This is a genomic window from Devosia sp. Root436 (assembly GCF_001426345.1).
Taxonomy (GTDB): Bacteria; Pseudomonadota; Alphaproteobacteria; order Rhizobiales; family Devosiaceae; genus Devosia.
In genome coordinates this window covers 82,402-108,354 of the sequence record NZ_LMEM01000001.1, presented here as the reverse complement: position 1 = coordinate 108,354, position 25,953 = coordinate 82,402, and the positions used below count along the sequence as shown (strand labels likewise).

Below are 25,953 nucleotides of genomic sequence, written 5' to 3'. Positions count from 1 at the left end.
TCTATTCGGCCGGCGGGTGCAGCCTGGTATCCAGCGCAAAGCCTTCCTGCGACCGCAAGGCATAGCGACCTTCGGCCATGGCCGCGACAAAGACCAAGTTCCAGCTATTGGGCGAGACGACACTGGGCACCAGCACGAATTTGTGCACACGCAACAGCGCATCCCCAAACGCCTGCTGCCCCGCGCTCGGCAGGCCGGAGCGCAACCAGTTCGGATTGGGCAGGGACGACGCCGCCACGATATGCACATCCGAAGGGTCGGCAATATGCAGCGACGTCAGGATGTGGGGGATCGTATCCATGCGCTTGAAACCGCGATGCACGGCGACTTCGAGGATGGTCGTCGAGGCATCGAGCGCACAATAGACCGCGCGAACGCCGGCGCTGCTCCACCGGCCACCAAACCGGTAGGCGCCCTCCCCGCTATCCCAGGTCGCAGCAAATTGCCTGGCATCCAGGCGCCAGGCGACGAGTTCGGTTCCACCCAGGGCGCTGGGCAGAGGTGCGGTCACACATAGACCCCATACTCGATCTGGCCGAGAAAGGTCTCGACCAGTTCCGCGCCCGCCGACGTGGTCAGCAGGTCGAGAGGCTTGTGGCCATTGAGCCCGATTGCCGGCTCATTGAGCCATTCCTCGGCATCGCGCTGGCTGCCCATGATTTCCGTGGCCTTGGCCAGTATTTCAGCAAACTTCCACACCCGCCCGCTCTGCTCGACGCTGAGGGGCTGGCCCGGATCGGCGCGGCGGCGTTGCAACGTACGCAAGCTCATGCCGATGGCCTTCTCAAAGGCAATGGCATCGAGCACGGTCAACTGCCCCTCAAGATAGCTCAACGCCTCACCGGGCAGCCCGGCCGCGATAAGCCGATGAGCATCGAGCCCGTCATGCACCGCTTGCTTGAGCAGCCGCTTGCCGCCCAGCAGGCTGGACGCGCGCACCGGCTCTTTCACAAAGGGCATTTGGGCAGCTTCGGCCAGACCATGCATGGCAACCTCCGTCATATGTCGCAATATTTACGCCACATGTCGCAAATTGTCAATCAGTACACCACCACACTTCTGATGCTCTCGCCGGAATGCATCATCTCGAATCCCTTGTTGATGTCTTCGAGCCGCAGCGTATGGGTGATCATCGGATCGATCTCGATCTTGCCGTCGAGATACCAGTCGACGATCTTGGGCACGTCGGTACGGCCCTTGGCGCCGCCAAAGGCAGTCCCCATCCATGTCCGGCCGGTGACGAGCTGGAACGGGCGGGTGGAGATTTCCTTGCCGGCACCGGCCACGCCGATCACCACCGACTTGCCCCAGCCACGATGGCTGCATTCCAGGGCCTGACGCATAACCGTGGTGTTACCGGTGCAGTCGAACGTATAGTCGGCCCCGCCGATCAGGTCGCCCCGGCGTTTAGTGAGATTGACCAGATAGGGCACCACATCGCCTTCGATTTCCTTCGGATTGACGAAATGCGTCATGCCGAAGCGCTCGCCCCAGGCTTTCTTGTCATTGTTGATATCGACGCCGATGATCATGTCGGCCCCGGCCAGCCGCAGCCCCTGGATGACGTTGAGCCCGATGCCACCCAACCCGAAGACGACAGCCGTCGCGCCGATTTCCACCTTGGCCGTGTTGATCACCGCACCAATGCCGGTGGTGACGCCGCAGCCGACATAACAGACCTTGTCGAAAGCCGCCGAAGCATCGATTTTCGCCACCGCGATGTCGGGCAGCACGGTGAAGTTCGAAAAGGTGGAGCAGCCCATATAGTGGTGGATCGGCTTGCCTTCGAACGAGAAGCGCGACGTGCCGTCCGGCATCAGCCCCTGCCCCTGCGTGGCGCGGATAGCCGTGCAGAGATTGGTCCTGCCCGAACGGCAGGAATAGCATTCGCGGCATTCAGGCGTGTAGAGCGGAATGACGTGGTCGCCCTTTTTCAGGCTGCTCACGCCCGGCCCGACGTCAACCACCACGCCGGCGCCCTCATGCCCCAGAATGGCCGGAAATAGCCCCTCGGGATCCGCGCCCGACAGGGTAAAATCGTCGGTGTGGCAGATGCCGGTCGCCTTGATCTCGATCATCACCTCACCCGCCTTGGGCCCGTCGAGATCAACCTCCACGATTTCAAGCGGCTTGCCGGATTGGAAGGCAACGGCGGCGCGGGTCTTCATGGCGGATTCTCCTTGGCATGGTCTTTCCCCAAGGTGTGGCATGCGTTCCAGCCCGCAGCAACCGTCAGATGCCGCCCACCGCCACCGCGACATTGACCGTCGCCGCAACGATCAATGTGTTGAAGAAATACGAGAAGGTGGAGTGCAGCAGCACGATCTTGCGCATCTTGTTGGAGGTGATGCGGATATCGGACACGGCGAAGGCCGTACCGATGACATAGGCGAAATAGAGGAAGGCCACGCCATCCGGATTGTCGCCCTCGGGAAAGTCGAGCCCGCCAATCAGCTCGCCGCCCTTGCCGCTTTCCGGATTGGCCGAGGGGGATTCGTAATATTCATAGGCATAGTGCAAGGCGGCCATGGTGTGGATGGTGAACCAGCCCAGCAGCACCGAGGCGACGCTGAGCAGCACCTCCTCGAGCAAGGGGCCATCTTCGTTGCCATTGAGTGCCATGAACAGCGTGGCACAGCATACGCCGACCACCCCGATCACCGCCGCGAAGATGAAACCCGTCGGCGTATCCGCTTCGTCGGCACGAGAGCGGAGGAAATCCGAGGTCAGCACCGGTAGCATCGCCCCGACCAGCGCGAGATAGATGGCGAACATGGCAATGGCGCCGATCGGCACCGCAAAAGCCGGCCACAGCCAGAGCGTGACGAAGAACACCGCCAGCCCGCTGGCCAGGGCGATAAAGAAAGCCCCGTGGCGCGGCAGCCGCATCGAGGCGATACGCAGCCCGAACGCCGCCCGCCTACCGGTCGGCTTCGCCACCGTGTTCTTCACTGTCTGCTTGCGCCGCGTCGCCATGTTGCCCCCAATGCCAGCCTAGTTGCTGGCCGCAAGGCGCACAACGCGGTCAGCCGGCAATGGCTCCCGGCCCGGGCGTCGCACCATCAGGCACCTTACCCAGGATGATCATGCCCAGCACCTCGTCCTTGGTCACATCCTCGGTGCGGGCGCTGCCCACCACCTGCCCATTCTTCATCACCACCAACCGGTCCGCCAGGTCGAAGACATCGTGGATGTCGTGGCTGATGAGGAAGATACCGATGCCGTCGGACTTGAGCTGCTTGATCAGATCTCCCACCTGCGCCGTTTCCTGCGGCCCAAGCGCCGCCGTCGGCTCATCCATGATCAGGATGCGCGCATTGAACAGGATGGCGCGGGCAATCGCCACGGACTGGCGCTGGCCACCCGAAAGCGCCTTCACCGGCTCCTTGAAGCGGCGGAAATTCGGATTGAGCCGCCCCATCACTTCGCGCGCCTTGGATTCCATCGCCGCATCGTCGAGCGTACCAATCGGCGTCGTGATCTCGCGCCCCAGGAACAGGTTGGCGGCGGCATCGACATTGTCGGCGACGGCAAGCTGCTGGTAAATGGTCTCGATGCCATAGGCCTTGGCGTCGCGCGGATTGTTAATCGACACATCCTCGCCATTGATGCGGATCGAGCCGGCATCGCGCTTGTAGGCGCCCGAGAGGATCTTGATCAGCGTCGACTTGCCCGCGCCATTGTGGCCGAGCAGGCCGACGACCTCTCCCGGAAACAGGTCGATCGAAGCGCGATCCACGGCGCGGATGCCGCCGAAGGATATCGAGATGTCATTCATCTCGACGAGGGGTGTTCTGGCGTCCAGCATGACAAGGACTCCCTAGTGTTTATTGCGGCGGTAGAGCGTGTCGAGCCACACCGCGAAGACGAGAACTGCACCGACGACGATGGATTGCAGCGGGCTGTCGAGCCCCATCAGCACCATGCCCGATTGCAGCGATTGCATGACCAGCGCGCCCAGCAGCGCCCCGGCAATAGTGCCGACGCCGCCGGCCAGCGACGTGCCACCGATCACCGCCGCGGCGATGACATAGAGCTCGTCCAGCGTGCCCAGTGCATTGGTCGCGGCATTGAGGCGGGCCGTCGAAATAGCCGCCGCTATGGCGCAGAGCGCGCCCATCAGCATGAATATCTTGACCGTGACCCAGCGCGTATTGATGCCGGCCAGTTCCGCCGCCTCGGGATTGCCGCCCATGGCGAACACATAGCGGCCGAAACGGGTGCGCGTGGCGACAAAGGTCATCACGACGCCGACGCCGAGGGCGATCAGCACCGGAATGGCGATGCCGTGCGAGATGAACAGCCCGGTTTCGGGCACCGCAATGCCGTTGGCCTCGGCGTATCTCTCGGCAATGCGCACTGGCCAGGGATAGGCATTGGCGACCATTACAGCGGCAATGGTCACGCCACAGCCGATGACGGCCAGCGCGGCCTCGGCCCAGATCGGCCGCAGCGGGAAATTGAAGCGCAAGCGCTGCCGCCGGCCCCAGTAGAGGCCGATGAGAATGGCGGCGCAGGCGATAACGGCGACGATCCAGCTCCACAACGCGCCCACCGAACCGGCCGGGCCACCGCCCATGAGCTGGAAGGTGGGGTCCATCGGCGCCACAGTGCGGCCCATGGTGACCCACCAGGCCGCGCCGCGCCACACCAGGTAACCACCCAGCGTAACGATGAAGGCCGGCACGCGCAGATAGGCGATGATCGTGCCCTGCAGCGCCCCGATCCCGACGCCGACGACGAGACCCGCTGCCAGCGACAGCACCCAGATCATCGGATGCCCGAGCCCCAGGCCGAGTTGCGTCGGCAGGATATCGGTCTGCATCACGCCCATGACCATGCCGACCACGCCCAGGATCGAGCCGACCGACAGGTCGATATTGCGCGTGACGATAACCAGCACCATCCCGGTGACCATGACCGCCACAGAGGCCGTCTGCACCGACAGGTTCCACAGGTTGCGCGGCGTCAGGAACAGGCCGCCCGAAAAGATGTTGAAACCGATCCAGATGATCGCGAGAGCCCCGATCATGCCCAAGAGGCGCGTATCGAGTTCGGTCGCCATCAGGAAGCGCTGCAGTGGATTCTGCACGAACCGGCTCGGATGAATATTGGTTGGAATGGCGTGCTGTTCTGCCAAGGTGCGTCTCCCCCGCTGGGCTGCCCCGCCATCCGGCGGTGCTGTCCTGTCACGACGATGCCGCAGCGCGAACGCCGCGGCACCGTACTTCGTCAGGATATTACGTTTGTGCCTTAGTTACACGCGGCAACCGAACCGGCGGCCACGCCGGCGCAGACTACGTCCTTGGAAACCCAGCCAGCGTCGATGACGACGTTCAGGTTGTCCTTGGTGATGGCGACGGGGGCGATGAAGAACGCATTCATGGCAACGCCCTTCGGCCCGCCATTGAAGGGCACGACGCCGGTGACGGCGTCGAGTGCCGTGCCGCCGGCCAGTTCGAGAGCCACTTCAGCGGCCTTCTTGCCGAGTTCGCGAGCGTCCTTCCAGACCGAGACAGTCTGGGTGCCGAGCGCGATGCGGTTGAGGGCGGCATGGTCGCCGTCCTGGCCGGAAACCGGCACCGAACCGGCGAGGCCCTGCGCAGCCAGGGCAGCGATGGCGCCGCCGGCCGTGCCGTCGTTCGAAGCGACAACGGCGTCGACTTCGTTGTTATTGGCGGTCAGGAACTGTTCCATGTTCGCCTGGGCGACTTCCGGGTTCCAGTTGTCGGTATAGGCTTCGCCGACATTCTTGATCGCGCCGGAATCGATGCCGGCCTGCAGCACTTCCATCTGGCCTTCGAACAGGAAGTCCGCGTTGGGATCGGCCGAGTTGCCCTTGATGAAGACATAGTTGCCTTCCGGCTGGACGGCGGCGACGCCGGCAGCCTGCAGACGCCCGACTTCCTTGTTGTCGAAGGTCAGGTAGAAGGCGTCGGGGTTCTCGATCAGGCGGTCATAGCCGACCACCGGGATGCCTTCGGCCACGGCCGCGGCAACGGCGGGACCGACAGCTTCGCTGTCCTGGGCCAGCACGATGATCGCGTCAGCGCCCTGGGCGATCAGGCTTTCGATATCCGTGAGCTGCTTGGAAGCCGACGACTGCGCGTCAGCCGAGATATAGGTTGCGCCGGCGGCATCGAGCACCGCCTTGATGGCCGCTTCGTCGGTCTTCCAGCGTTCTTCCTGAAAGTTGTTCCAGCTCACGCCGACAACAACGTCGTCCTGCGCATAGCTGGCGACATTGGCCACACCGGAAATGACGGTCGTGCACAGCAAGACCGTGAGAAACTTGTTCATGTCTGTCCTCCCTCGCGGGCAGTCCTCTGCCCGCATACGTGCCGGTGGCTTCGCCCCAGCGGGCACTCTCCACCAGCGCCCTGAGCATTAATTTCACTGCTCGAAAAAACATGTGGCATACTGGATTAAGGTGAGTCAACTTCAATTTCGAAACCCGAAATAAATAGAGATTGCGATATCGGCGGAGGAATGGTGTGTTGCGTCCGTGTGAGGAGTAAAGTGGTTGGCGCGGAACGTCAGCGATAGCGACAGCGTCCGGCGTCAGAACCGGGGCCTGGTGCTCGGCGCCCTGCGCATACAGGGAGCCATGTCGCGCACCGCGCTGGCGGCGAGCACGGGACTCAGCCACGCCAGTATCACCGCCATCACCCACGATCTCGTCGAGCAACAGGTCATCGCCGAGCTGGAGCCCGAGGAAAAATCCGACAGCCGCGGCCGCGGCCGCCCGGCCACCCTGGTCGGCTTCAACCGCCATATCGGCGCCGCTGCCCTGTTCGAGGTCGACGTCAACCGGGCCCGCCTCTCGCTGGTCGATTATGGCGGCGTACTGGTCGACCGCATCGAGTCCCCGGTCACCCCCAACACCTTCGCCAATTCGCCGCCCGCCGTTTTCTTCGCCGAGCGGCTGCGCCAGCTCCAGGCCCGCAACCCCGTCGAGGCGGCCGGACTGCGGCGCGTGGCGATCTCGGTGCAGGGCATCCTCGATCGGGACGGCGACGGGCTCAAATGGTCGCCGATCGCCCACCTGGCCAATCGGCCCTTCGCCCACGAACTGGCCGCGGCCTTTGCCGTACCGGTGGCGCTGCACAAGCGCGGACGGCTGCTGGCCGAGGGCGCGCGCTGGCTCGACCCTGCCCTGCACGACGCCAGCGTCGCCACTGTCTTCGTCGGTTCGACAGTCGCCATGGGGATGACCTTTCGCGGCCAGATCATGGGCCGCGGCGACGAAGGCGCCACCGAATTCGGCCACATGAACCACCTGCCTAACGGCGCGCTCTGCCGCTGCGGCATGCGGGGCTGCATCGAGGCCTATGCCTCAGACTATGGCGTGCTGCGCACCGCCTATTCGGTGCCTGAAACCGCCGCCCCTGCTCCTGCCGTACCGAGCCAGGAATATGACGGGCTGATCGCCCGCGCCGAATCCGGCGACCGCGCCGCCACCCATGCCTTCAATATTGCCGGACGTGCCGTTGGCTTCGGCCTTAGCCGCATGATGGCAGTCTTCGACCCCTCCCATGTGCTCATCGTCGGTCCCGGCGCCCGCGCCTTTGGCTTGATGCAGGCCGAGATCAACGCCGCACTCGCCAGCGCGTTGGTCTGCCGGGTCAACGGCCCACCCCAGGTCGTTGCCCATCGCGACGAGAAGGAGCCCGTGTTCAAGGGCCTGCTGATGAAAACCTTGAACGAGATCGACCAGTCCGACATCGCCGCGCTTGCCTGATGCATGGCAGCCAGACGGAATGTCGATCTGTTGTATTGTCGCATAAATTCTATTGTATTGCCGTATCAATCGGTCCGCGGCGCGGTTAACCACCGATGGACATTCGGCCAACAAATTCTGCCGGGTATAGTATCGAATGGCTTCGCGCCTGCAGTCGTCTCTCAACCAGCTAGGGCAAAGCCGCTATGACTAACTTAATCGTCCCCGTGATCCTTGCTGGCGGCCAGGGAACTCGGCTATGGCCAATATCGCGGGCTGCCCGACCCAAGCAATTCCTGCCGCTCACGGGTCCCCGGAGCCTGTTCCAGAATGCCCTGGAACGCGTCGGCGACAGCGCCCTCTATGCGCCAGCCGTGGTCATCACCAATTCCGACTATCGTTTCATCGTCGCCGAACAAGCAGCCGAACTCGGCATGTCGCTGGCCGGCATTCTGCTTGAGCCCGTGGCGCGGAACACGGCGGTCGCCATCGCCGCAGCCGCTGCCTTCGCCAGCGACCGTTTTGGCGCCGATACCGTATTGCATATCCTGCCCTCCGACCATGACGTTGCCGTGGACGACGGCTACCGAATGGCCGTCGCCGAAGCTGCCAGGGCAGCCGCTACCGGCCAGTTGGTGACGTTCGGAATCATGCCGACCCACCCCGAAACCGGCTTCGGCTATATCAAGGCCGGCGCCACGGTCGGCGGCGGGGCCCACCCTGTCGAACGGTTTGTCGAAAAGCCAAATGCCGAACGGGCCGGGCAGTTGCTGGCCGAAGGCGGCTATTTCTGGAATTCGGGCATGTTCATGATCGGCGCCGGCAGCTTCCTGCAGGAATGCGAAGCGCTGGCCCATGACACACTGACCGCGGCGCGCGGCGCGGTATCCAACGCCCGGACCGACCTCGATTTCATTCGCCTGGACGAAGCCGCCTTTGCCGCCGCGCCCAACATCTCGGTGGACTATGCCATCTTCGAAAAGACCGGCAAGGCGGCCGTCGTCGCCGTCGATTTCGGCTGGTCGGATCTCGGCAGCTGGGACGCGGTCTGGAAGAACGCCCGACGGGATGCGGCACAGAACCTGACCCAGGGGGCGGTGACGCTCGATGGCGTCAGCAATTCCCTCGTGGTCAGCGACCACCCCCATGTCGCCGTCAGCGGTCTCGACGATATCGCCGTCATCGCCACCAACGATGCCGTCTATGTCGGCCGCCTCTCCGAGGCGCAGAAGGTCGGCGGCATGGTCAAGACGCTCCGGGCCGGCAAGGATACGGTTGGCCTGACCGAAATCCACAAGACGGCCTATCGCCCCTGGGGCGGCTATTCCTCGATCCTCAATGGCGAGCGTTTCCAGGTGAAGCGCCTGTTCGTCAAGCCGGGCAAGAAACTCAGCCTGCAGAAGCACCACCACCGCGCCGAACACTGGATCGTGGTCCGCGGCACGGCCGAAGTCACCATCGACGGCACCGTCACCGTGCTCAGCGAGAACGAGTCCATCTACCTGCCGCTGGGCTGCGTCCACCGGCTCGCCAACCCCGGCAAGATCGAGCTGGAACTGATCGAAGTCCAGACCGGCTCCTATCTCGGCGAAGACGACATTATCCGTATCGAAGACGAATTCGGCCGCACCTAGCCCTGGTCAGGACCATTCCCGCCAAAGCGGGAATGGTCTTCAGAGCTTGAGCCAGCCGTGCAATTCGTCGGCCAGCGCCGCCGGTTCCTGTTCGCCGCCATGCAGCACCAGTTCCGGCGCTTGGGGCGCCTCGAACGGCGAGTCGATGCCGGTGAAATTCTTGATCTCGCCGGCCCGTGCCCGCTTGTAGAGCCCCTTGGGGTCGCGCGCCTCGCAGACTTCGAGCGGCGTATCCACATAGATTTCCGCAAAGTCGATATCGCCGGCGATCTCGCGCGCCAGCCGCCGTTCCTTCTCGAAGGGCGAGATGAACGACACCAGCACGATCAGCCCCGCATCGGCCATCAGTCGCGCCACTTCGGCAACGCGGCGGATATTCTCGACGCGCGCCGCCTCGGTGAAGCCGAGATCCTTGTTGAGGCCGTGCCGCACATTGTCGCCATCGAGAATATAGGCATGGCGGCCTTCGGCGGTGAGGCGCTTTTCGAGCAGGTTGGCGATGGACGACTTGCCCGACCCGGAAAGGCCCGTGAACCAGACGATCCGGGCAGCCTGCCCCTTCATCTGGGCCCGGACGCCCCGGTTCACGTCGAAGGATTGATAGGTCAGGTTCTGCGCCCGGCGCAGCCCGAATTCGATGGTTCCGGCCCCCAGCGTCGCATTGGACAGCCGGTCGACCAGGATGAAACCGCCGGTCAGCGCATTGGCCGTGTAGGGATCGAAGGCAATCGGCTTGTCGGTGGCGATGGTGACCGTGGCGACCTCGTTGAGATCGATCTTGGTGGCAGCCGTCTGCTCCAGCGTGTTCACGTTGGTCCGGAACTTGAGATCGGTGATCGTTGCCGGCACCAGTTGCGAGCCGACCTTGAGCAGATAGGAGCGCCCCGGAAACGCCGATTCTTCATTCATCCAGATCAGCCGTGCCTGGAACTGGTTGGAAAATTCCGGCGTCTCGCCCGGCCGTGACAGCACGTCGCCACGCGAGATATCGACCTCACGATCGACCACCAGCGTTACCGCCTGCCCCGCCACGGCGCGGTCGAGGTCGCCATCCATGGTGACGATGCGCCTGACTGCTGCCGGCTTGCGCGACGAGGCGATCAACACCTCGTCACCCACCGCAATGCTGCCCGAGGCAACCGTACCGGAGAAGCCGCGGAAATCGAGGTCGGGCCGGTTGACCCACTGCACCGGGAAGCGGAACTTTTCCGCCGTGCGGTCCTCGCTGACGTCGATGCTCTCGAGATACGGCACCAGCGCCACCCCCTCATACCAGGGGGTGTTGGCGCTCGGCGCCAGGATATTGTCGCCGCGCAGAGCCGACACCGGAACAGCGGCCAGCGTCTTGAAGCCAAGCGGCTCGGCAAAGGCGCGGTATTCGGCAACGATGCGATCGAATACCGCCTGGTCGTAATCCACCAGGTCGATCTTGTTGACCACCAGCACCACATGTTTCACCCCGATCAGCGACAGGATGAAGCTATGGCGGCGCGTCTGGGTGAGAACGCCCTTGCGCGCGTCGATCAGCACCAGCGCCAGGTCGGCATTGGAGGCGCCGGTCGCCATGTTGCGGGTATATTGCTCGTGGCCCGGCGTGTCGGCGACGATGAATTTGCGCTTGTCGGTGGAAAAGAACCGGTAGGCCACGTCAATGGTGATGCCCTGCTCGCGCTCGGCGGCGAGCCCATCCACCAGCAGCGAAAAGTCGATCCCCTCGTCGCCCGTGATCCGATTGTGGCTTTCCTTGCGCAGGCTGGCCAGTTGGTCGTCGAGGATCAACTGGCTGTCATAGAGGAGCCGGCCGATCAGCGTGGACTTGCCGTCGTCCACGCTGCCACAGGTGAGAAACCGCAGCAGCGACTTGTCGGTCTGCTGGTTGAGCCAGAGGTCGATGTCGGTATCGGGGGTGGCCATCGGCAGGCTCATCAGAAATACCCTTCCTGCTTCTTCTTCTCCATGGAACCGACGCTGTCGCTGTCGATCAGCCGGCCTTCCCGCTCCGAGGTGCGGCTGGCCTGCATTTCCATGATGATTTCGGGCAGGGTCGCCGCCGTCGAACGGATCGCCCCGGTAAGCGGATAGTCGCCCAGCGTGCGGAAGCGCACGACTTCCTGGCGCGGCGCCTCGCCCGGCTCGAAGCGGAAGCGGTCATCGTCGACCATGATCAGCGTGCCCGAGCGATCGACCACCGGGCGCGACTTGGCATAGTATAGCGAGGGCAGCTCGATGCCTTCGGAATAGATGTAGGTCCACACATCGAGCTCGGTCCAGTTCGAGATGGGGAACACCCGCATGCTCTCGCCCGGATTGAGCCGTGTATTGAACACGCGCCACAGCTCGGGCCGCTGGTTCTTGGGGTCCCAGGCATGATTGGCATTGCGATGGGAGAAGATACGCTCCTTGGCGCGCGACTTTTCCTCGTCGCGACGTGCGCCGCCGATGGCCGCGTCATAACGGCCGGCATTGAGTGCCTGCCGCAGGGCTTGGGTCTTCATGATATCGGTGAAGCGCGACGAGCCCTGGTCGAACGGATTGATGTTGTCGCGAATGCCATCGGGATTGGTATGGCTGATCAGGTCAAACCCGTACTTCTCCGCCATGCTGTCGCGGAAGGCGATCATCTCGCGGAACTTCCAGGTCGTATTCACATGCAGCAGCGGGAACGGAATCCGGCTCGGAAAGAACGCCTTGCGCGCCAGATGCAGCAGGACGCTGGAATCCTTGCCGATGGAATACATCATCACCGGCCGCTCGAAACTTGCCGCCACCTCGCGCAGGATTTCTATGCTCTCGGCTTCAAGGCTTTGCAAATGCGTCAGGGCGCCGGTAGTCACTGTGTTCCATGCTCCAGGCGAGTACAAATTCAGGCCCGTTGGTAGGGCCGGAGCCCTCCCCGCATCAAGTCCAAAACCGCCAGAGGCCGCACTGCCGAAGGGCCTTTGGCATAAATATCTGCCAATCTTGCCGACGCGAACATGTCTCACCCGACACCGCGCCGGGCAGCGGCGTAAAGTGCGCGACGCCGGTCCACCGAAGAAAAAAAGTTCCGCAGCCACGTCGTCGCGCCCGCCCGGCACTGCCAAAGCCGCGCCGCCGCCAATATTGCCCCGCCTGGGAAGCGCCGCAATGCGCCTTGTCGAGCCCGATATGCGATGCTACAGGCAGGCCAACGCCGGTATAGCTCAGTTGGTAGAGCACCTGATTTGTAATCAGGGGGTCGCGGGTTCGAACCCTGCTGCCGGCACCAGGCCCCCAGACGCTCGGCCTTGCACGCTCCATCCCGCATAGTGCAACCACTGGGCCGAGTCGACCATTTCCATCTTTGACCCCATTGTGAAGTGACGGGACCCTTTCCGACAGCGATTGGGGCAAAATCCTTCGCTGCGGCCTTCGGTTAGTCATATTTGCAGTAATGTGCTCACCGGGCCCCGCCCTGACTCGAAGCAAGCAAACTTTAATGGCACTAAGTCACAATCATCGCGCCACACGAGGAAAAAAGCCGGACCATGGCTAGCCAGATAAACCGTTCCGGGATTTTTATTCTCAGCCTGGGTCTGGCCATGCTCGGCGGATGGGCTGCCTACCAGGAAGCCTCGGTCTATTTTACGTCGGGCACGACCAGCATCAGCCGCCTGCTGGCGCTTCCGGCAACCAGCAATGCGCCCGGCCTTGCACCATCCACGCAATCGAGCACCCTGGCCGACTGTCACCGTGCCATGCAGCAGCCCAATGCCTACGAGATGCGCGCCCTGCCGCCTGAAGGCAAGGCGGCGCTGCAACAACATTGCCACGATATCGCCGCCGCGGCCGTGGCGGAGCGCCCCACCGATGCCTTTGCCTGGGTTACCGGCGCCGCCGTCGCCGCGGCCGAGCAGAATTGGCAAGATTTCAACACCTTCCTGCGTACCGCTCAGGCCGTGGCGCCCAGCGAACAGTGGATCGCCGAACACCGCGTCGATCTGGCCGAAACCCATTACGACAAGCTGGAGCCGGCCACGCGTAGCGGCAATGATGCCGACCTCGCCATGCTGGTGCTGAGCGATCGCGGCATCTTCTCGATCGCCCAGCGCTATCTCGACCAGGAGAGCTTCCGCGAACGCGTGACGGCGATCCTGGAACAGATGCCCGCCGACCGGCAGCGAAGGTTCATCAATTCGCTCAATCGCCGGATCACTCTCAGACAAGGTCTATCCGCCTCATGACCCAGATCGAGATTTCCAGGGCCACTACCAGCGATACCCAGGGGTCGACCGTGGGCACTGGCCAGGCCGGCGTCAATACCGCCATGTTCTGGTACCTGTTGACCATCCTGGCAGTGGCGCCGCTCCCCCTTGGCAGCAACAGGCCGTTCTTCTGGGGACTGTGGGCCGTGGCGATCGGCCTGGGCGGCGTCGCCTATACGCTGATCCTGCGCCGCAAGCGCGAACAGTTCCGCGTGCGCTTGTCGGCCTTGGGGCTGCCGATGGTCCTGTTTGTGGTCGTCTGCGCCTATCTCTTCGCGCAGACGCTCCCCATCGCGCAGTTCCTTGGCCTGGGCGAGATCACGATCAATGGCGTGACGGTGCCCTCGAGGACCATCAGCCTGGCGCCCACCGCCACCATCCTGATGCTGATCCGCCAGTTGACCTTTGGCCTGCTGTTCTTTCTGGTGATGCAGGTCAGCGTCAATGACCAGCGCCGCTCCCTGCTGGTCAAGGGCCTGCTGATCATCGCCCTGGTCTATGCAGCCTATGGCCTCTACAACCTGACGACCGGCGACACCATTCTGGGCATGCCCAAATGGGGCTACCAGCATGTGGCGACGGGCACATTCGTCAACCGCAACAGCTTTGCCACCTATCTGGGCCTGGGCGCCGTCATCGCCCTGACGCAGATCGGCCGCATCCTGGTGCGGCAGGCCGAGCGCCACGAGGATGATGGCCGCATTCAGGGCAACGGCTCCTGGATCGTGCTCTATCTCATCGCCTATATCATCCTCGTTGCCACGTTGATGACCACGGGATCCCGCATGGGTCTGGCGGCCACGGTGGCGGGATCCGCGGTGGTCGTCCTGCTCACGGCCTGGGGCATGCGGCGGATCAAGGCCGTGCTCTACGCCGTGCCTGCCATCGTGCTGTTGCTGGCTGCCGGATTCGTTGCCTATGGCAGCCGTTTGCTCGATCGCCTCGGCTCGGTCGACTCCGACGTCGAGGTTCGCGGCGCCCTCTATGCCCAGGTCATCGACCTGATCAGCCTGCGGCCGCTGACCGGCTTCGGTGGGGGGGCCTTCGAGCAGGCCTTCCCGCTGGTCCACCAGGCTCCGGTCAGCTTTGATCTCGTCTGGCAGAAAGCCCACAGCACCTACCTTTCGCTCTGGGCGGAACTGGGCCTGATCGTCGGCTCGCTCCCGCTTCTGGCCGTGGCGCTGCTGGCCTGGCGCATGCTGGCGTCGCTCCGCGCCGGACGCGGCTCCTGGTCCGGCCAGACCGTCGCTCTGGCGGCCATCACCGTCTGCGGCGTTCACTCCCTCCTCGACTTCAGTCTCGAGATCGAAGCTGTCGCCTTTACCTTCGTGGCGCTGCTGGCCGCCGGCGCGGCAACGGTCCGGCCGAAAGGTCCGAGGGAGGCCGGCACCGTCTGATGCTGTTCAATCCTTTCCGGCGCCCTGCCCCCAGAAGCGCCCGCACCCATCTCAGCGCCGCCGATTGGCCCGATGTGGTCTACGCGATCGGTGACGTGCATGGCTGCCTTGACGAATTGCGCAGCCTGGAACGCAATATCGCCGCCGACGCCGCCGGCATCGCCGGAGAGAAGTGGATCGTCATGCTGGGGGACTATGTCGACCGCGGCAACCACTCCGCCGGTGTGCTCGACCACCTCAGCGCTGCTCCGCCCCCCGGATTCCGGCGCATTTGCCTTGCCGGCAACCACGAAACCATGATGTTGCGCTTTCTCGAAACGCCCGGTCCCAATGATGACTGGCTGAAGTTCGGGGGCATGGAGACACTTTCGTCCTATGGCATTTCCATGTCGGCAGTTACGCGCGCCGGACGCAAGGAACTCAAAGCAATCATCGATAGCCACATCCCGCAGGAGCACGTTGCTTTTTTGCGGGATTTGCCGCTAACACTGTCATTGCCTGGTGTGGTGTTTGTTCATGCGGGCCTGCGGCCCGGCATAGATTCGGTTGAACGCCAAAGTGAGGATGACCTGCTCTGGATACGAGACGAATTCTTCAACGCGCCACCGATCCAGGATCGCATGGTTGTCCATGGCCACACGCCCGCAGCGGAGGCAGTCTGTCTGCCTGGACGCATCTGCGTCGATACGGGCGCCTTTGCCACCGGCAGGCTGACGGCCGCCCGGCTTCGAGCGGAAGAGCCCGTCCGGCTTCTCACCAATTGACGCGCCGTCCGACGGCGTCCTCACCCTGCCGGCCGCCACAGCCGGCCTGTTACCTGCACGTCTAGCCTAGGATTCGCCACATGGACGAGAACGAACTTAATCTCCGGGCCATCTTCGGGCTGCTGCGACGCCAGTTCCGGCTGATCGCTGTGACCGTGGTCGCGGTCGTCGCGCTCGCCACGCTGGTCGCCTTCACGCTGACGCCGACCTTCACCTCCTCGGCGCTGATTCTGGTCGATCCAAGCAACAAGAACCTGCTCGCTCCCGAAGCGCAGATGAACAGTTCCGCCGCCGACAGTGCCCGCATCGACAGCGAAGTCGAGCTTGCCCGCTCGGACAATGTGCTGCTGCGCGCCATTCGCGACGAGAACCTGGTCACCGATCCGGAATTCGGCGTGTCGATCGGCCTCTGGCCGCGTATCCTGACCTTCCTGCGCCTGAGCACCCCCGCGCTGCCTACGGGCGAGCAGGCGGTGAACCAGGCGCTGTCCGAACTTCGCTCCGCCGTCAGCGTGCAGCGCCGCGGGCTGACCTATCTAATCTCCGTGCAGGTGCGATCCGAGCAGGCCGAAAAGGCCGCCAGGATCACCAATGCCATTGCCGAATCCTATATCGCCGACCAGTTGGCCTCCAAGGTGGATAGCGTCCTGGCCTCCTATAACGTCCTGCAGGCGCGGATCGGCCAGGCCCGCGAAGCGATCGTCAGTTCGGAAGGCCAGTTCGATACCTTCGTCTCCGACAACATGCAGCGCATCATCGAGGACAGCGGCCGCACCGACCTGGCGCAGATGCAGCAGCAGATGGCCCAGCTTCAGGCGGCACGCGATCAGTCGCAGCGCTCGGCGGAGGCGGTAACGACCTATCTGGCGAACGAGGATTGGAGTTCCATCGTCTCTACCCTTCAATCCTCCGCACTCGACGAGCTGGCCCAGCAACGCCAGGATCTGGCCGACCAGTTGAGCCAGGCCGGCGCCGACACGCCAACGGCGGTGAACCTGCGCGACGAGCTGGCGGCCATCGAGAACCGGCTGCGCGAGACGGCCAGCAGCGAGGTCAGCGACCTGCGCGCCTCGGTCACCCAGAACCAGACCCAGGAAGACACGCTGCGCCAGCGCCTGCGCCAGGAAGTGCTGGGCAGCTCGCTGTCGGCCGATGTCCTCACCCGCCTCTATGAATTGCAGCAGGGCGCGGAACTGGCCCGCACCCAGTACCAGACGCTGCTGGCGCGCTCCCAGGACCTCGAGGCCCAGGCCGACCTGCAGCTTGCCGACAGCCGCATCGTCTCCCCGGCCCTGCCGCCCGAGCGCCCGTCCTTCCCCAACAAGCCGCTCATCATCATTCTGGCTGCCCTGGCCGGCCTGGGCCTCGGCGCCGGGCTGGCCTTCCTCCGCGAAAACCTGATCGGTGGCTTCACCACCGAAGAACAGGTGGAATCGGTTCTGCGTCAGCAGGTGGCGGCGTCGGTCCCGCGCGAACGGGCCAAATCGGAACGCGAAAGCCTCGCCAATTTGATGGTGACCTCGCCGCTGTCGCTCTTTGCCGAGTCGATCCGGCGTATCCGCGCCGTGCTGGACCAGGATTTGCGCTCGCCCGACGAGGAAAGCCTCGGCAGCCGCGTCATCCTGGTGACCTCCACCGCGCCCAACGAGGGCAAGACCACCACGGCCCTGGCGCTGGCGCGGTCCTATTCGCTCGCCGGCTACAGCACCTTGCTGATCGACTGCGACCTGCGTAAGCCGAGCATCCACCGCCATCTCAATCTCGATCCCTCCCAGGGCCTGCTCGATTTCCTTACCGACGAGGCCATGCGCGATGTCGGTGTGCAGAACATCGTCAGCAAGGACAACCTGACCGAGATGACGCTCATCATCGGCTCCCGTCGTAGCGATTTGCCCACCGACCAGTTGCTGGCGGGCCCGGCATTTGGCCGGCTGATCGCGGCGGCCCGCAATTCCTTCGCCGTCATCGTGCTCGATAGCCCGCCGCTCGCCCCGGTGGTCGATGGGCGCTATATCGCGCGTTTCGCCGATGCGATCGTGTTCGTGCTGCGCTGGGCCACCACCGCGCAGACCGATGCGCGCCGCGCCCTCGCCAATCTCGACGAGGCTAAGCGCAAGGACGCCAAGACGGTGGTCGTGCTCAACCAGCTCGACATTTCGCGCAGCGGCTACGAGCGCAAATATGGTGGCTACTACGCCGCCTATGACAACTAAAGCCGAACTAGGCCTCGCCGTCCGGCCCCGGCGAAGCGGTGGCATCTGCCTGTTGCCCGCTGGCGTGCTCGGCTTCATCGAGCTGGATGAGGATGCCGTCGAACACCGCGATGGAGCGGGCGATTTCGCGCACGCGCAGCTCCGCTGACGCTGCTTCCTTGGATGCGGCGCTGATCTCGCTCTCATCCTCGGGGGAACGCGCGCCGTATTCCCCCGATGTGTCCATGATGGCCACGGCCCGGTCATACCATTCGGCAATGCGCAGGCGCAGCCCCTCGCGCTCCCGTTCCGCGGAGCTCCGCGCCGCCATGACCGCATCGCGGACGCTTTGCATGCGCGCCCGGTCACCCTGCTGGTCCCGCTGCTGCGCGCGCGTCCGAAACCTGATTCCCAAGACCATGACGGCTCCATCGGCTGATTCCCGCCAAATATCGGCCATGCGACCCCGGCGAGCAACCGGCAATCGCGTGCCGATACGTCCAGAGACAGGGCGCCCCGTTGACTGTTTTCACGTTTAGTCCGACCTTCTCCCCGTAAGGCTCCAGGAGGAAGGCAACCATGCGCGCATTGTTACTTACCCTTGCCGGTATTGTTTGCTGTGCAAGTCCGGCACTGGCGCAATCGCCTGCCGAGGATGTCCTGGCTGCCGCGGAGCCGGAGGAACGCGCCACCCTGCTGGCCGAAATCTTCGCGGATGACCCCAACAGCTTCGTTCACGTGCTCCAAAGCGAGCTGCGCGAGCGCGGCTTCCGCTCCACCCCACCCAATGGCCAATTCACCATCGGCACCATTCGCGAGCTGAACGCCTTCTGCGCCGAAGCCGGCATTGCCAGGGTCTGCGCGCTCGGGCCGTTGACGCCCACCGGTGTCGCAGCCCTTGCCGATGCCCTCTATGCGAGCATGCCAGCAGTCGCCGTGCCCACGCCGCCGCCCCCTGCCTCGCAGCCCGAACCGCCCGTCGAGCAGGACGACGGCAGCGATCCCGGCTTCGCCTTCGGCCCCGTCGCCGTCGAAGCCGACCGTTCGATATGGACATGGCACGGCATGGACCTCGCCGGTTCGCCCGCCATTGCCACCAGCCCGGTCGACCTGCGCCGCACCGGCATCTACGATCCGGTCGCCTTGCAGTGGCTGCTGGGCCCGGCCAACTACGAGCCCGCCGCCGATGGCACCTACAGTCTCGATTTCACCACGCCGGCAACCGCTGGCCCGGTCCGCCTTTATCCCCTCCGCGGCAGGGACAACCAGCGCTGGCTCTATACCATCGTGGACGGCCTCGAGGCGGGCGCCGACTACACCGTCCATTGGCATGTCGCCATCGACGGCGACGCCTATACGGTAACCGACCTCACCGTCACCGCGCGCTGACCGGCCACTTATCCCCCCTCGTTCCCCCGATGCTACGCTGATGCGTGAACAAAGGGGACACCAATGACTGACAGATACGAAGGCCACGCAACCAGCATCCAGGGACCGGCCACCCATGGCTTCGCCATCGTGCCGAGCGACGCAAGCGATCTGGTGGAAGTGACGCGGGCGATCTATGTGGGCGGCGCCGGCGACGTGACGGCACGATTGCTGAGCGGCGCCGACGTGACTTTCACCGCCGTCCCGGCCGGCAGCGTCCTGCCGATCCGCGCCATCCGCATTGGCACCGCCAGCACCGCCACCAACCTGGTGGGGCTGAGCTGATGCCGATGACCGGATCGGGCCTCGGCCTCGACATCACCCTGGGCTCCCGCCCGGCTTACGAGCCGGAAGCGCTGGCCCTTTTCGCCCGCATGACCACCCCGCCCGACGCCCGTCGCAAGGGCCTGATCAACACGCTGATCGCCGGCCTCAAACATGCCGGCGTGTGGTCGCGGCTCGACGCCTTCTACATGCTGGCCGCCCACACCGCCCAGGCGGCATGCCTCAACTGGGTGGCCGACGCCTATAACCTGGCGCCGGTCAACAATCCCGCCTTCGAAGTGGATCGCGGCTATACCGGCAACGGCATCAACGCCTATCTCGATACCGGCTTCAATCCGGTCACAGCCGGCGGCAAGTTCTCGCTCAACGACGCCCATCTGGGCGTCTGGTGCCTCACCGACACCGCCGAAGACAGGAACGACATCGGCAATTTCAATGCCCGCATCTTCGCCCGCAACAGCGGCGGCGCCATTTCGGGACGGATGAATGACAATTCCGTCCCGCTAGCCGCGCCGGCGGTCTCGACCTCCGTTGGCCACACGGTCCTTTCACGCGGGGACAGTCAGGGGTACCGCATAGATAAGGACGGAATTTCCCGCGTAACTGTCACACACCCCGCGATTGGCATGTCCTCACAGACATTCTGGCTGTTGGCCGCGAACGGGTCCAGCTATGGAACCAGGCAGTATGCCTACGGGCATCTGGGTAGAGCACTCAGCGCGACCCAAAATTCCGACCTTTATCGCCTACTGCTCGCGGCTATCTAAAACCTCTTGCGCTCGCGGAGCGGCCGGGCCGGATTGCCAACATATATGGTCCAATCGGAAAGGTTCTTGGCTGCAACGCCGCGCGCGCCAAGCACAGCCCCCTGCCCGATGGTAACACCCGGTCCGACGAACGCCTCGGCGGCAACCCATGCATTGCTCCCGATGGAGATTGGTTCCGCGAACAGTTGAAAGTGCTCATCGTCAACGTGGTGAGAACCAGCACAAAGATGCGCCCGCTGCGAAACGATTGCCCGCTCCCCTATGGAAATCTTTGCCATGCAATAGCAGATGACGCCGGGTCCTAAGACGCTCTGTGCCGCCATTGAAAGGTTTTTTGGGTACCAAATTCTTGCGCTGCCATATACCCGCGCTGTCGGACTGACGCGAGCACCAAAGAGATTGAGCAGAAATACGCGCCACCTATGCATTGGCGGCGGCGTCCACCGAGCCAAAATAAACCAGACTACGCCAAATAAGGCTCTCACCACGCGGTGACGCAGGGTGAAGCTCGGCGCACCTGCAAATGTGTTGTGGACACGCGAGTCCAGGATGCCATCGTCGCGAGGGAGTACCGGAGCCATATTAAGTGACACTCTTGTACAGTTTCGTCATTTTTTGGGCCACCGCCTCCTCCGAAAAGTATTCCCCCACAACCGCGCGAGCGGCCTCGCCCATGGTTTTTAAATCGTCCGGCGACAGGCCATCTGCCGTCAGGAGAGCCGCCATAATTTCGTCAACGCTGTCTCCCGTTTGAATAGCGGCTCCTGCCGCAAAACCTACGGGTAAGTTGCACTCTGGCGTCATAATGACGGGTTTGGACGCGGCCCAAGCCTCAAGGATCACCATCGGCAACCCCTCACTTTTGGAGGGAAGCAAAACGAAATCGGCGGCGTGAATAGTCATGTATTTGGCCAAGCCAAACTGCGGCCCGACATAATATACATTTTGGCTCTTGAGGAACGCCTTACCCACGAGATCCTCCAGGTCATAGGAGCCGTCTAGCCATCCGGCGTAAATCAGGCACGAATATCTTGAAAAATTCTCGTCGGCGGCAGACAGCGCCTCCCACGCTTCCAGAAGTTCCCGCCAGCCCTTTTTCTCGTGAATTCGGCCCAGAAAGAGGTAGATTTTTCGACCATCCATTGTGGGGCGCCACCAGCGAGGCTTTCTCCCATCGCTTTTCGGAACACTTGCATAGTTCGGGATGATCTCGCACCGCGCGTCCGGTATCTGAAGTTTGATGTCGTGGACTTCCTTATTCGTCAGGGCGTGGAACCCAGCCGCCCGACGCAGGAAAAGGCCTTGGTAAAGACTCGAAACGATCGCTTTTAGACGTGGCGACCTGCGCAAAATCCATTCTTCGAGCATTCCGTGAGGAGAGACGACATACGGTTTTCCTCTAAACGACCATGCCAACACCGCCAAGCAATGGAACATCCAAAGGCCGTGAACATGGACGATTTTCGCTTTGGAAAACAGCATGTGCCAAAGCATGCCAGGAGAAAAGCGGTAGTTGGCCGGCCCGAAATACGGAAAGGCATGCACCCTTATGCCATCGGGAAGCGCTTTGCGATCCTCCTCAAAATGAGCATCACGCGTCGTCACGATTGTAATGCGATAGTAGCCTGGGCCCGCCATGGCTGTTGCCAACAGGCGAACCGACTCTGAAACCCCGCCACCGTCGCGAGAAATCCAAGGGGTGACAATCGTCAACTCCTTGGGCAATGGATCGTTCAACACGGCGTCACCGCGCCCGATCGCAGTTGATTGAGGTCCGGAATAGTTGACAATACGTCAGAAAAATTTCCGAATTTCTTCCGATATTGGACCACGGCATCAGAAATTCTATCCTGGCTCTCCACCAAATTTGAAACGTCAAACGAAATTTGCTCGACTATCCTTTCAACCTCCACCGCCTCAATATGACAGTATCTGTCAGCGAGTCCGAGGTCTGCCATAATCGAGCTTGTCTTCGGGAGGTACGCAATAGAGAAAACCGGCCTCCCCGCCATAATTGCAAATATGCACGAATGAAATCTCGTACCAAGGAATACCGTTGATCTGCCAATCATCCCCCTAAGAACACCAGGCTCATGTTCCATTTGATCCACGGCGATATGTACTTTTGCCAAACGCTGAACTTCCAGCGCCAACGGCAAATCCTCGCTAACTTGGTTGAAGATGACCGGCTGCAGGCCAAACTGCCCCGAGACCGCTTCCACGATCTCGGTCAATGCCTTCACGTAGCTGGATTTTAGGCGTTCGGCAGGGCTAAGTCCTGGAAAGTGCCAGTTGACGACCGTAAGGCCAAGGATCGGTGCGGCAGTCGATATGCCCAGCCGGAGGAACTGTGCATCGACCTCATCTTTCTTGGTCGTGGCCTCCATGTTCCAAAACGCACTGTCTCCCGTACGCGCGATGATGTCACTATCGAGACGCAACGTGCTACTTAGAAAGTCAAAACTATACTGCTCTCTCGCGCAGATTTTAACGGCCTTTTGTAGTATATGCCTCGTCCAGGCGCGGGCCAAAAATCCGTTCACAGGTCCATAGCTTTGGGGCGCCAGAACCACCGGCTTCCCCAGAAGATCACCGAGATGGATATGATGAAGAGCGACGATATAGGCAAAATTGCTGTCGTGCAGGTAGCCGCCCGGCGCACTTATGACAACGTCTGCCGCCAGCAGTTCGGCGAGCGTTTCTTGTTGGTCCACCGGCAGCAGGCGGCTGAATACCGGCCACCGAGTGATGCAGAATAGCCAACTCAGGATCAGGTACCACAGCGTCCTTGGCTTGCCTGGCGCATTGCCGATCCGCCCAGACCATTTGATCTCCGGGTATAGATTGCGCGCCTCGGCCGCACCTTCATAGACCGCGACAGCGATGACAGCCGCGCTGTCAAATTGACGAATGTCACGAATGCATTCGTCCAACAGGACGGAGTCTCCCCTGTTGGAGCGCCCAAATGCGTTTACAATCAGAAATTTCATTGTTTCTCCTAGCGAGCGGTCTCGCCATGCGAATGGCGCGCCAGTTTTGGCGCCCTGCTTCTGGAAATCAGCAGCCAGGCCACGAAACACCATGCCAGAGGCGCGCCAACTCTGGTGGCGCCCACGTCTACCCCTCCTCGGATAAGGGCAAAGCCTACTAGCGGAACCACTATCCCTGCCAGGGCAGTCTGATAGGGGCTGTCGGTGCTTCGCGCCAAGCGAACCAATCGATCGACCTTCCCCAAGACAAAACCCAGTAGCGGGACCACCAGCGCGATCCCCCAATAGCCGAACGCAATGTACGCCTCACCGAAAAGCCCAGGCGGCGTGCCCCCCGTTACGTCTCCATAGCGATACTGCCGAACGAGACTACTTATGAGCAGCGGCTTGCCGGGCCACAGATCCCGTGGAATTGGGAAGGTCAGGACATTGAAGTAGAGCTGCCCGAGATCATGCCCGTGGGCATTCGCATACTCGTGCGCCAAGACCATATGATCAAGATACGCCAGTCCGGTGACACCCCGAACAAAAACGGAGTCTTCCTCCGAATCTTGTAAAATTGCCGCATCTTGAGCCTCATATCTTGCTGTAATGAGAAGCGACGAAACAAACAAAGTCGCAACTACCATCAGGAAGCCGAACAATATAAACTTGGTAGATGACAGCCTGATAATGTATCTAAAAGCGATCGAAACAATGTACAATAACAGCACAGAGCGGCCGCCGCTGGAAAGCGCCACGAGCGCCGAAAGAAACACCGAAATAAAAACCAGCGCTGTAGTCGCGTTGGGTCGAACACGCGGAAGAAAATTAAAAGCAAACGCCGAAAGTACGATTGAACCCCAATTTAGCAGCAGGGTAAAATTGGCCACGGAATTAAAGAGTTGAACCCGGGCGAACATCCTGAAAACAAATTCACTAACGCCGCCATATATTCGCGACATTATCAGAACAAACAATACAGACAGGATGATAGAAGCTACGGCAAGAGATCGGGCAGCGCGCGCATTCCTCGGAGGAGAGGATTCCTTAATTTTTCCACCCGCGCGTGAGGAAACGTTGGCAATAATTACAATAATGAATATCGCCACGCACATTACGGCGAAAAGAACATCCGCCAGATCGGAGGTAATGTCCATCACCAGACTACTTGAAGCCGCGCCAAAATAGTTGGCCGCCGCATGCGTCACACCGATCGACGCAGTCATGTAGGTCAGGAAAACTGACGTGGCATCCAGCGATGGCCGCCGCATCCAGAATGCAATAGCCAGCGCCAGGCTAATATATCCAATCGCCGCAATCACTCTTTGGACTCCCGGCCTGTGGTCGAAGAGCGAGCTATCATGATGGATGAGACAATACCACTCGCCACATTGCCAACCAGGTCCGCCAGCACAAAACCCACAATTCCAAGCCACGCGACGGTAGCAAGACTTAGTCCTACTCCAGCGACGCTGGCGATGGCGCTGGCCAACGCGGCGGCACCGAAGCGCGCGGTCGCCAGCAAGCCTTGCACCGTGGCGCTTGAGACTGCGCCCGAAAATATGAGAATGCTGAACAAGGACAAATATCGCGCAGCCTCTGTCAAAGGCCCTGAGAGCACCTGATTTGCGACCAGACTGGCCATCAGCACACCGACAAAACCAAATAAGCCAAAGAGCGTGCCGCCAAGCTGCATCCGGTAAACGACGCGCAGAGGCGCGGCGGTTGCACCTGCCAGCGCTTGAGCAAGATCTGGAAACTCCACGCGTCGCAGGAACGAGGCCATAAGCAAAAACGCGGTGACGATCTGCTTGCAGTAGATTAGCAATGCCACCGCGTTGTCGCCTAAAAGCCAGGCACAAATGGCCAACTGCGCCCGGAAATACACTTGGCCCGGCAGCGTTGTCAGGAGAGCCTTGACCGCTGATGGTGCGAGGTCCGCTATTTCGCGGAAAGTGGGCGACGAAAAGACCAGGTAGCGCTTATGGCGGCGCAGCAACACGCACACCTGAAGCACGAGCCCCCCAAAGTATCCCAGTGAAAGAGCAGCGCCAAGTAGGGCCCCCGCTATCGTGGGGTCCACATCACCGGCGACAATCAAGGCAGCCGCTGACAGCAGAAACGGCATCGCCGCGGCGATTCCGTTGACGCCGCTCAACCGGAGCCCGTCCAGAATACCAGTCAGGTTGAACGACCAGGCTACGACACCGGGAAGAGCAAATAGGGCATACGAACGTGAGAACGGCGAACTGCCCGGCCAACAAATCCAGGCTACGGCGGCAAAGACCGTAGCCAGAACTGGCAGCATCCGCGTGGCAACCGCCACCCAGTAGATCGAGTGCGGGGTTTCACCACTCACCGCGACGTGTCGTGCCAGCACCGTTATAAAACCGAAGTCGACCAATATGGCAAACAGGCCGGCAACAGAAAAGCAGAGACCGAAAGCCGCCAGCAAGCTGACTTGCTCATTGGCCAGAAGCCAGCTTTGGCTGAGAAACAGACCACCTTGACCAGCTAGATATCCGCCGACCAGCAAAGCAAGATTATTGATCTTCTGCGACAGTTGCATCC

General features: G+C 62.2%; 24 protein-coding genes and 1 tRNA gene. 10 read left to right on the top strand and 15 right to left on the bottom strand.

Going from position 1 to position 25,953, the window contains the following annotated elements; all coding sequences use genetic code 11:
* Position 1 precedes the first annotated feature (1 nt).
* From ASD04_RS00595 to xylF, 7 genes are all read right to left on the bottom strand, one after another.
* The gene (locus ASD04_RS00595; RefSeq protein WP_056251079.1) at positions 2-511 is read right to left on the bottom strand and encodes an RES domain-containing protein; all 510 of its coding nucleotides are present in this window, start codon (positions 509-511) and stop codon (positions 2-4) included.
* Entirely contained in the window at positions 508-960 is a 453-nt protein-coding gene (locus ASD04_RS00590) for an antitoxin Xre/MbcA/ParS toxin-binding domain-containing protein (RefSeq protein ID WP_244488212.1), read from the bottom strand. The genes ASD04_RS00595 and ASD04_RS00590 overlap by 4 nt, the downstream gene beginning before the upstream one ends.
* A gap of 80 nt (positions 961-1,040) precedes the next feature.
* A complete protein-coding gene (locus ASD04_RS00585; protein ID WP_056251072.1) occupies positions 1,041-2,168 on the bottom strand; it encodes an S-(hydroxymethyl)glutathione dehydrogenase/class III alcohol dehydrogenase in 1,128 nt (375 codons plus the stop codon).
* 64 nt (positions 2,169-2,232) lie between these two features.
* The gene (locus ASD04_RS00580) at positions 2,233-2,976 is read right to left on the bottom strand and encodes a DUF1345 domain-containing protein (RefSeq protein ID WP_056251069.1); all 744 of its coding nucleotides are present in this window, start codon (positions 2,974-2,976) and stop codon (positions 2,233-2,235) included.
* 49 nt (positions 2,977-3,025) lie between these two features.
* Positions 3,026-3,808, bottom strand: a complete 783-nt coding sequence (locus ASD04_RS00575; RefSeq protein ID WP_056251066.1) for an ATP-binding cassette domain-containing protein — start codon at positions 3,806-3,808, stop codon at positions 3,026-3,028.
* A 12-nt stretch (positions 3,809-3,820) separates the two neighbouring features.
* Complete coding sequence (locus tag ASD04_RS00570) at positions 3,821-5,122, bottom strand: sugar ABC transporter permease (protein WP_244488238.1); 1,302 nt, start codon at positions 5,120-5,122, stop codon at positions 3,821-3,823.
* A 131-nt stretch (positions 5,123-5,253) separates the two neighbouring features.
* Entirely contained in the window at positions 5,254-6,300 is a 1,047-nt protein-coding gene (gene xylF, locus ASD04_RS00565) for a D-xylose ABC transporter substrate-binding protein (protein ID WP_056251061.1), read from the bottom strand.
* 223 nt (positions 6,301-6,523) lie between these two features.
* Here xylF and ASD04_RS00560 point away from each other — a divergent pair, with 223 nt between their 5' ends.
* Together ASD04_RS00560 and ASD04_RS00555 are read left to right on the top strand one after the other, a co-directional pair.
* Positions 6,524-7,741 (top strand): ROK family protein, encoded by a 1,218-nt coding sequence (locus ASD04_RS00560; protein WP_056251059.1) that lies wholly within the window; start codon positions 6,524-6,526, stop codon positions 7,739-7,741.
* 185 nt (positions 7,742-7,926) lie between these two features.
* Positions 7,927-9,354, top strand: coding sequence for a mannose-1-phosphate guanylyltransferase/mannose-6-phosphate isomerase (locus ASD04_RS00555; protein WP_056251055.1), 1,428 nt, complete (start codon positions 7,927-7,929; stop codon positions 9,352-9,354).
* A gap of 39 nt (positions 9,355-9,393) precedes the next feature.
* Here ASD04_RS00555 and cysN read toward each other — a convergent pair whose 3' ends face one another.
* Positions 9,394-11,280 (bottom strand): sulfate adenylyltransferase subunit CysN, encoded by a 1,887-nt coding sequence (gene cysN / locus ASD04_RS00550; protein ID WP_056251052.1) that lies wholly within the window; start codon positions 11,278-11,280, stop codon positions 9,394-9,396.
* Positions 11,280-12,188: a sulfate adenylyltransferase subunit CysD gene (gene cysD, locus ASD04_RS00545; RefSeq protein ID WP_244488211.1), complete on the bottom strand. Its 909-nt coding sequence runs from the start codon at positions 12,186-12,188 to the stop codon at positions 11,280-11,282. Before cysD ends, cysN begins: the two co-directional genes overlap by 1 nt.
* A 337-nt stretch (positions 12,189-12,525) precedes the next feature.
* On the opposite strand from cysD, the gene ASD04_RS00540 reads away from it, so the two are divergent.
* The 5 genes from ASD04_RS00540 (at position 12,526) to ASD04_RS00520 (ending at position 17,951) form a co-directional block, all read left to right on the top strand.
* Positions 12,526-12,601, top strand: a tRNA-Thr gene (locus ASD04_RS00540).
* Positions 12,602-12,860: 259 nt separating this feature from the next.
* A complete protein-coding gene (locus tag ASD04_RS00535; protein WP_056251047.1) occupies positions 12,861-13,556 on the top strand; it encodes a hypothetical protein in 696 nt (231 codons plus the stop codon).
* Positions 13,553-14,974: an O-antigen ligase family protein gene (locus tag ASD04_RS00530; protein WP_056251044.1), complete on the top strand. Its 1,422-nt coding sequence runs from the start codon at positions 13,553-13,555 to the stop codon at positions 14,972-14,974. The genes ASD04_RS00535 and ASD04_RS00530 overlap by 4 nt, the downstream gene beginning before the upstream one ends.
* Positions 14,974-15,738, top strand: coding sequence for a metallophosphoesterase family protein (locus tag ASD04_RS00525; RefSeq protein WP_156461083.1), 765 nt, complete (start codon positions 14,974-14,976; stop codon positions 15,736-15,738). Before ASD04_RS00530 ends, ASD04_RS00525 begins: the two co-directional genes overlap by 1 nt.
* An 80-nt stretch (positions 15,739-15,818) precedes the next feature.
* Entirely contained in the window at positions 15,819-17,951 is a 2,133-nt protein-coding gene (locus ASD04_RS00520; protein ID WP_056251040.1) for a Wzz/FepE/Etk N-terminal domain-containing protein, read from the top strand.
* A gap of 7 nt (positions 17,952-17,958) precedes the next feature.
* Here the strand turns inward: ASD04_RS00520 and ASD04_RS00515 are convergent, their stop codons facing one another.
* The gene (locus tag ASD04_RS00515) at positions 17,959-18,345 is read right to left on the bottom strand and encodes a hypothetical protein (protein ID WP_156461082.1); all 387 of its coding nucleotides are present in this window, start codon (positions 18,343-18,345) and stop codon (positions 17,959-17,961) included.
* 164 nt (positions 18,346-18,509) lie between these two features.
* Between ASD04_RS00515 and ASD04_RS00510 the strand changes: the two genes are divergently transcribed.
* The 3 genes from ASD04_RS00510 (at position 18,510) to ASD04_RS00500 (ending at position 20,410) form a co-directional block, all read left to right on the top strand.
* A complete protein-coding gene (locus tag ASD04_RS00510; protein WP_056251035.1) occupies positions 18,510-19,319 on the top strand; it encodes a hypothetical protein in 810 nt (269 codons plus the stop codon).
* Positions 19,320-19,382: 63 nt separating this feature from the next.
* On the top strand, positions 19,383-19,643 hold the full coding sequence (locus ASD04_RS00505; protein WP_056251032.1) for a hypothetical protein: 261 nt from the start codon (positions 19,383-19,385) through the stop codon (positions 19,641-19,643).
* Positions 19,643-20,410 carry a hypothetical protein gene (locus ASD04_RS00500; RefSeq protein ID WP_056251029.1) on the top strand — a complete coding sequence of 256 codons (768 nt, stop codon included), beginning with the start codon at positions 19,643-19,645 and terminating at the stop codon, positions 20,408-20,410. The genes ASD04_RS00505 and ASD04_RS00500 overlap by 1 nt, the downstream gene beginning before the upstream one ends.
* On the opposite strand, the gene ASD04_RS00495 is transcribed toward ASD04_RS00500, so the two are convergent.
* From ASD04_RS00495 to ASD04_RS00475, 5 genes are read right to left on the bottom strand one after another with little or no spacing between them, the layout of a single operon-like run.
* Positions 20,407-20,991 carry a putative colanic acid biosynthesis acetyltransferase gene (locus ASD04_RS00495; RefSeq protein ID WP_082530889.1) on the bottom strand — a complete coding sequence of 195 codons (585 nt, stop codon included), beginning with the start codon at positions 20,989-20,991 and terminating at the stop codon, positions 20,407-20,409. The two genes, ASD04_RS00500 and ASD04_RS00495, sit on opposite strands and share 4 nt — an antisense overlap.
* 1 nt (position 20,992) lies before the next feature.
* Complete coding sequence (locus ASD04_RS00490; protein ID WP_156461081.1) at positions 20,993-22,147, bottom strand: glycosyltransferase; 1,155 nt, start codon at positions 22,145-22,147, stop codon at positions 20,993-20,995.
* The gene (locus ASD04_RS00485; protein WP_056251024.1) at positions 22,144-23,400 is read right to left on the bottom strand and encodes a polysaccharide pyruvyl transferase family protein; all 1,257 of its coding nucleotides are present in this window, start codon (positions 23,398-23,400) and stop codon (positions 22,144-22,146) included. The genes ASD04_RS00490 and ASD04_RS00485 overlap by 4 nt, the downstream gene beginning before the upstream one ends.
* Before the next feature lie 8 nt (positions 23,401-23,408).
* On the bottom strand, positions 23,409-24,704 hold the full coding sequence (locus ASD04_RS00480; protein WP_056251021.1) for an O-antigen polymerase: 1,296 nt from the start codon (positions 24,702-24,704) through the stop codon (positions 23,409-23,411).
* Entirely contained in the window at positions 24,701-25,951 is a 1,251-nt protein-coding gene (locus ASD04_RS00475) for an oligosaccharide flippase family protein (protein ID WP_056251017.1), read from the bottom strand. Before ASD04_RS00475 ends, ASD04_RS00480 begins: the two co-directional genes overlap by 4 nt.
* Positions 25,952-25,953 lie beyond the last annotated feature (2 nt).

Excerpts from the sequence above, each read along its gene's own strand:
- ASD04_RS00475 (WP_056251017.1), bottom strand. The coding sequence starts at position 25,951 with ATGCAACTGTCGCAGAAGATCAATAATCTTGCTTTGCTGGTCGGCGGA.
- ASD04_RS00535 (WP_056251047.1), top strand. The coding sequence starts at position 12,861 with ATGGCTAGCCAGATAAACCGTTCCGGGATTTTTATTCTCAGCCTGGGT.
- ASD04_RS00510 (WP_056251035.1), top strand. The coding sequence starts at position 18,510 with ATGCGCGCATTGTTACTTACCCTTGCCGGTATTGTTTGCTGTGCAAGT.
- ASD04_RS00520 (WP_056251040.1), top strand. The coding sequence starts at position 15,819 with ATGGACGAGAACGAACTTAATCTCCGGGCCATCTTCGGGCTGCTGCGA.
- ASD04_RS00530 (WP_056251044.1), top strand. The coding sequence starts at position 13,553 with ATGACCCAGATCGAGATTTCCAGGGCCACTACCAGCGATACCCAGGGG.
- ASD04_RS00525 (WP_156461083.1), top strand. The coding sequence starts at position 14,974 with ATGCTGTTCAATCCTTTCCGGCGCCCTGCCCCCAGAAGCGCCCGCACC.
- ASD04_RS00590 (WP_244488212.1), bottom strand. The coding sequence starts at position 960 with ATGCCCTTTGTGAAAGAGCCGGTGCGCGCGTCCAGCCTGCTGGGCGGC.
- ASD04_RS00485 (WP_056251024.1), bottom strand. The coding sequence starts at position 23,400 with ATGAAATTTCTGATTGTAAACGCATTTGGGCGCTCCAACAGGGGAGAC.
- ASD04_RS00580 (WP_056251069.1), bottom strand. The coding sequence starts at position 2,976 with ATGGCGACGCGGCGCAAGCAGACAGTGAAGAACACGGTGGCGAAGCCG.
- ASD04_RS00495 (WP_082530889.1), bottom strand. The coding sequence starts at position 20,991 with ATGGCTCCGGTACTCCCTCGCGACGATGGCATCCTGGACTCGCGTGTC.
- ASD04_RS00575 (WP_056251066.1), bottom strand. The coding sequence starts at position 3,808 with ATGCTGGACGCCAGAACACCCCTCGTCGAGATGAATGACATCTCGATA.
- ASD04_RS00555 (WP_056251055.1), top strand. The coding sequence starts at position 7,927 with ATGACTAACTTAATCGTCCCCGTGATCCTTGCTGGCGGCCAGGGAACT.
- ASD04_RS00500 (WP_056251029.1), top strand. The coding sequence starts at position 19,643 with ATGCCGATGACCGGATCGGGCCTCGGCCTCGACATCACCCTGGGCTCC.
- ASD04_RS00585 (WP_056251072.1), bottom strand. The coding sequence starts at position 2,168 with ATGAAGACCCGCGCCGCCGTTGCCTTCCAATCCGGCAAGCCGCTTGAA.
- ASD04_RS00505 (WP_056251032.1), top strand. The coding sequence starts at position 19,383 with ATGACTGACAGATACGAAGGCCACGCAACCAGCATCCAGGGACCGGCC.
- xylF (WP_056251061.1), bottom strand. The coding sequence starts at position 6,300 with ATGAACAAGTTTCTCACGGTCTTGCTGTGCACGACCGTCATTTCCGGT.
- cysN (WP_056251052.1), bottom strand. The coding sequence starts at position 11,280 with ATGAGCCTGCCGATGGCCACCCCCGATACCGACATCGACCTCTGGCTC.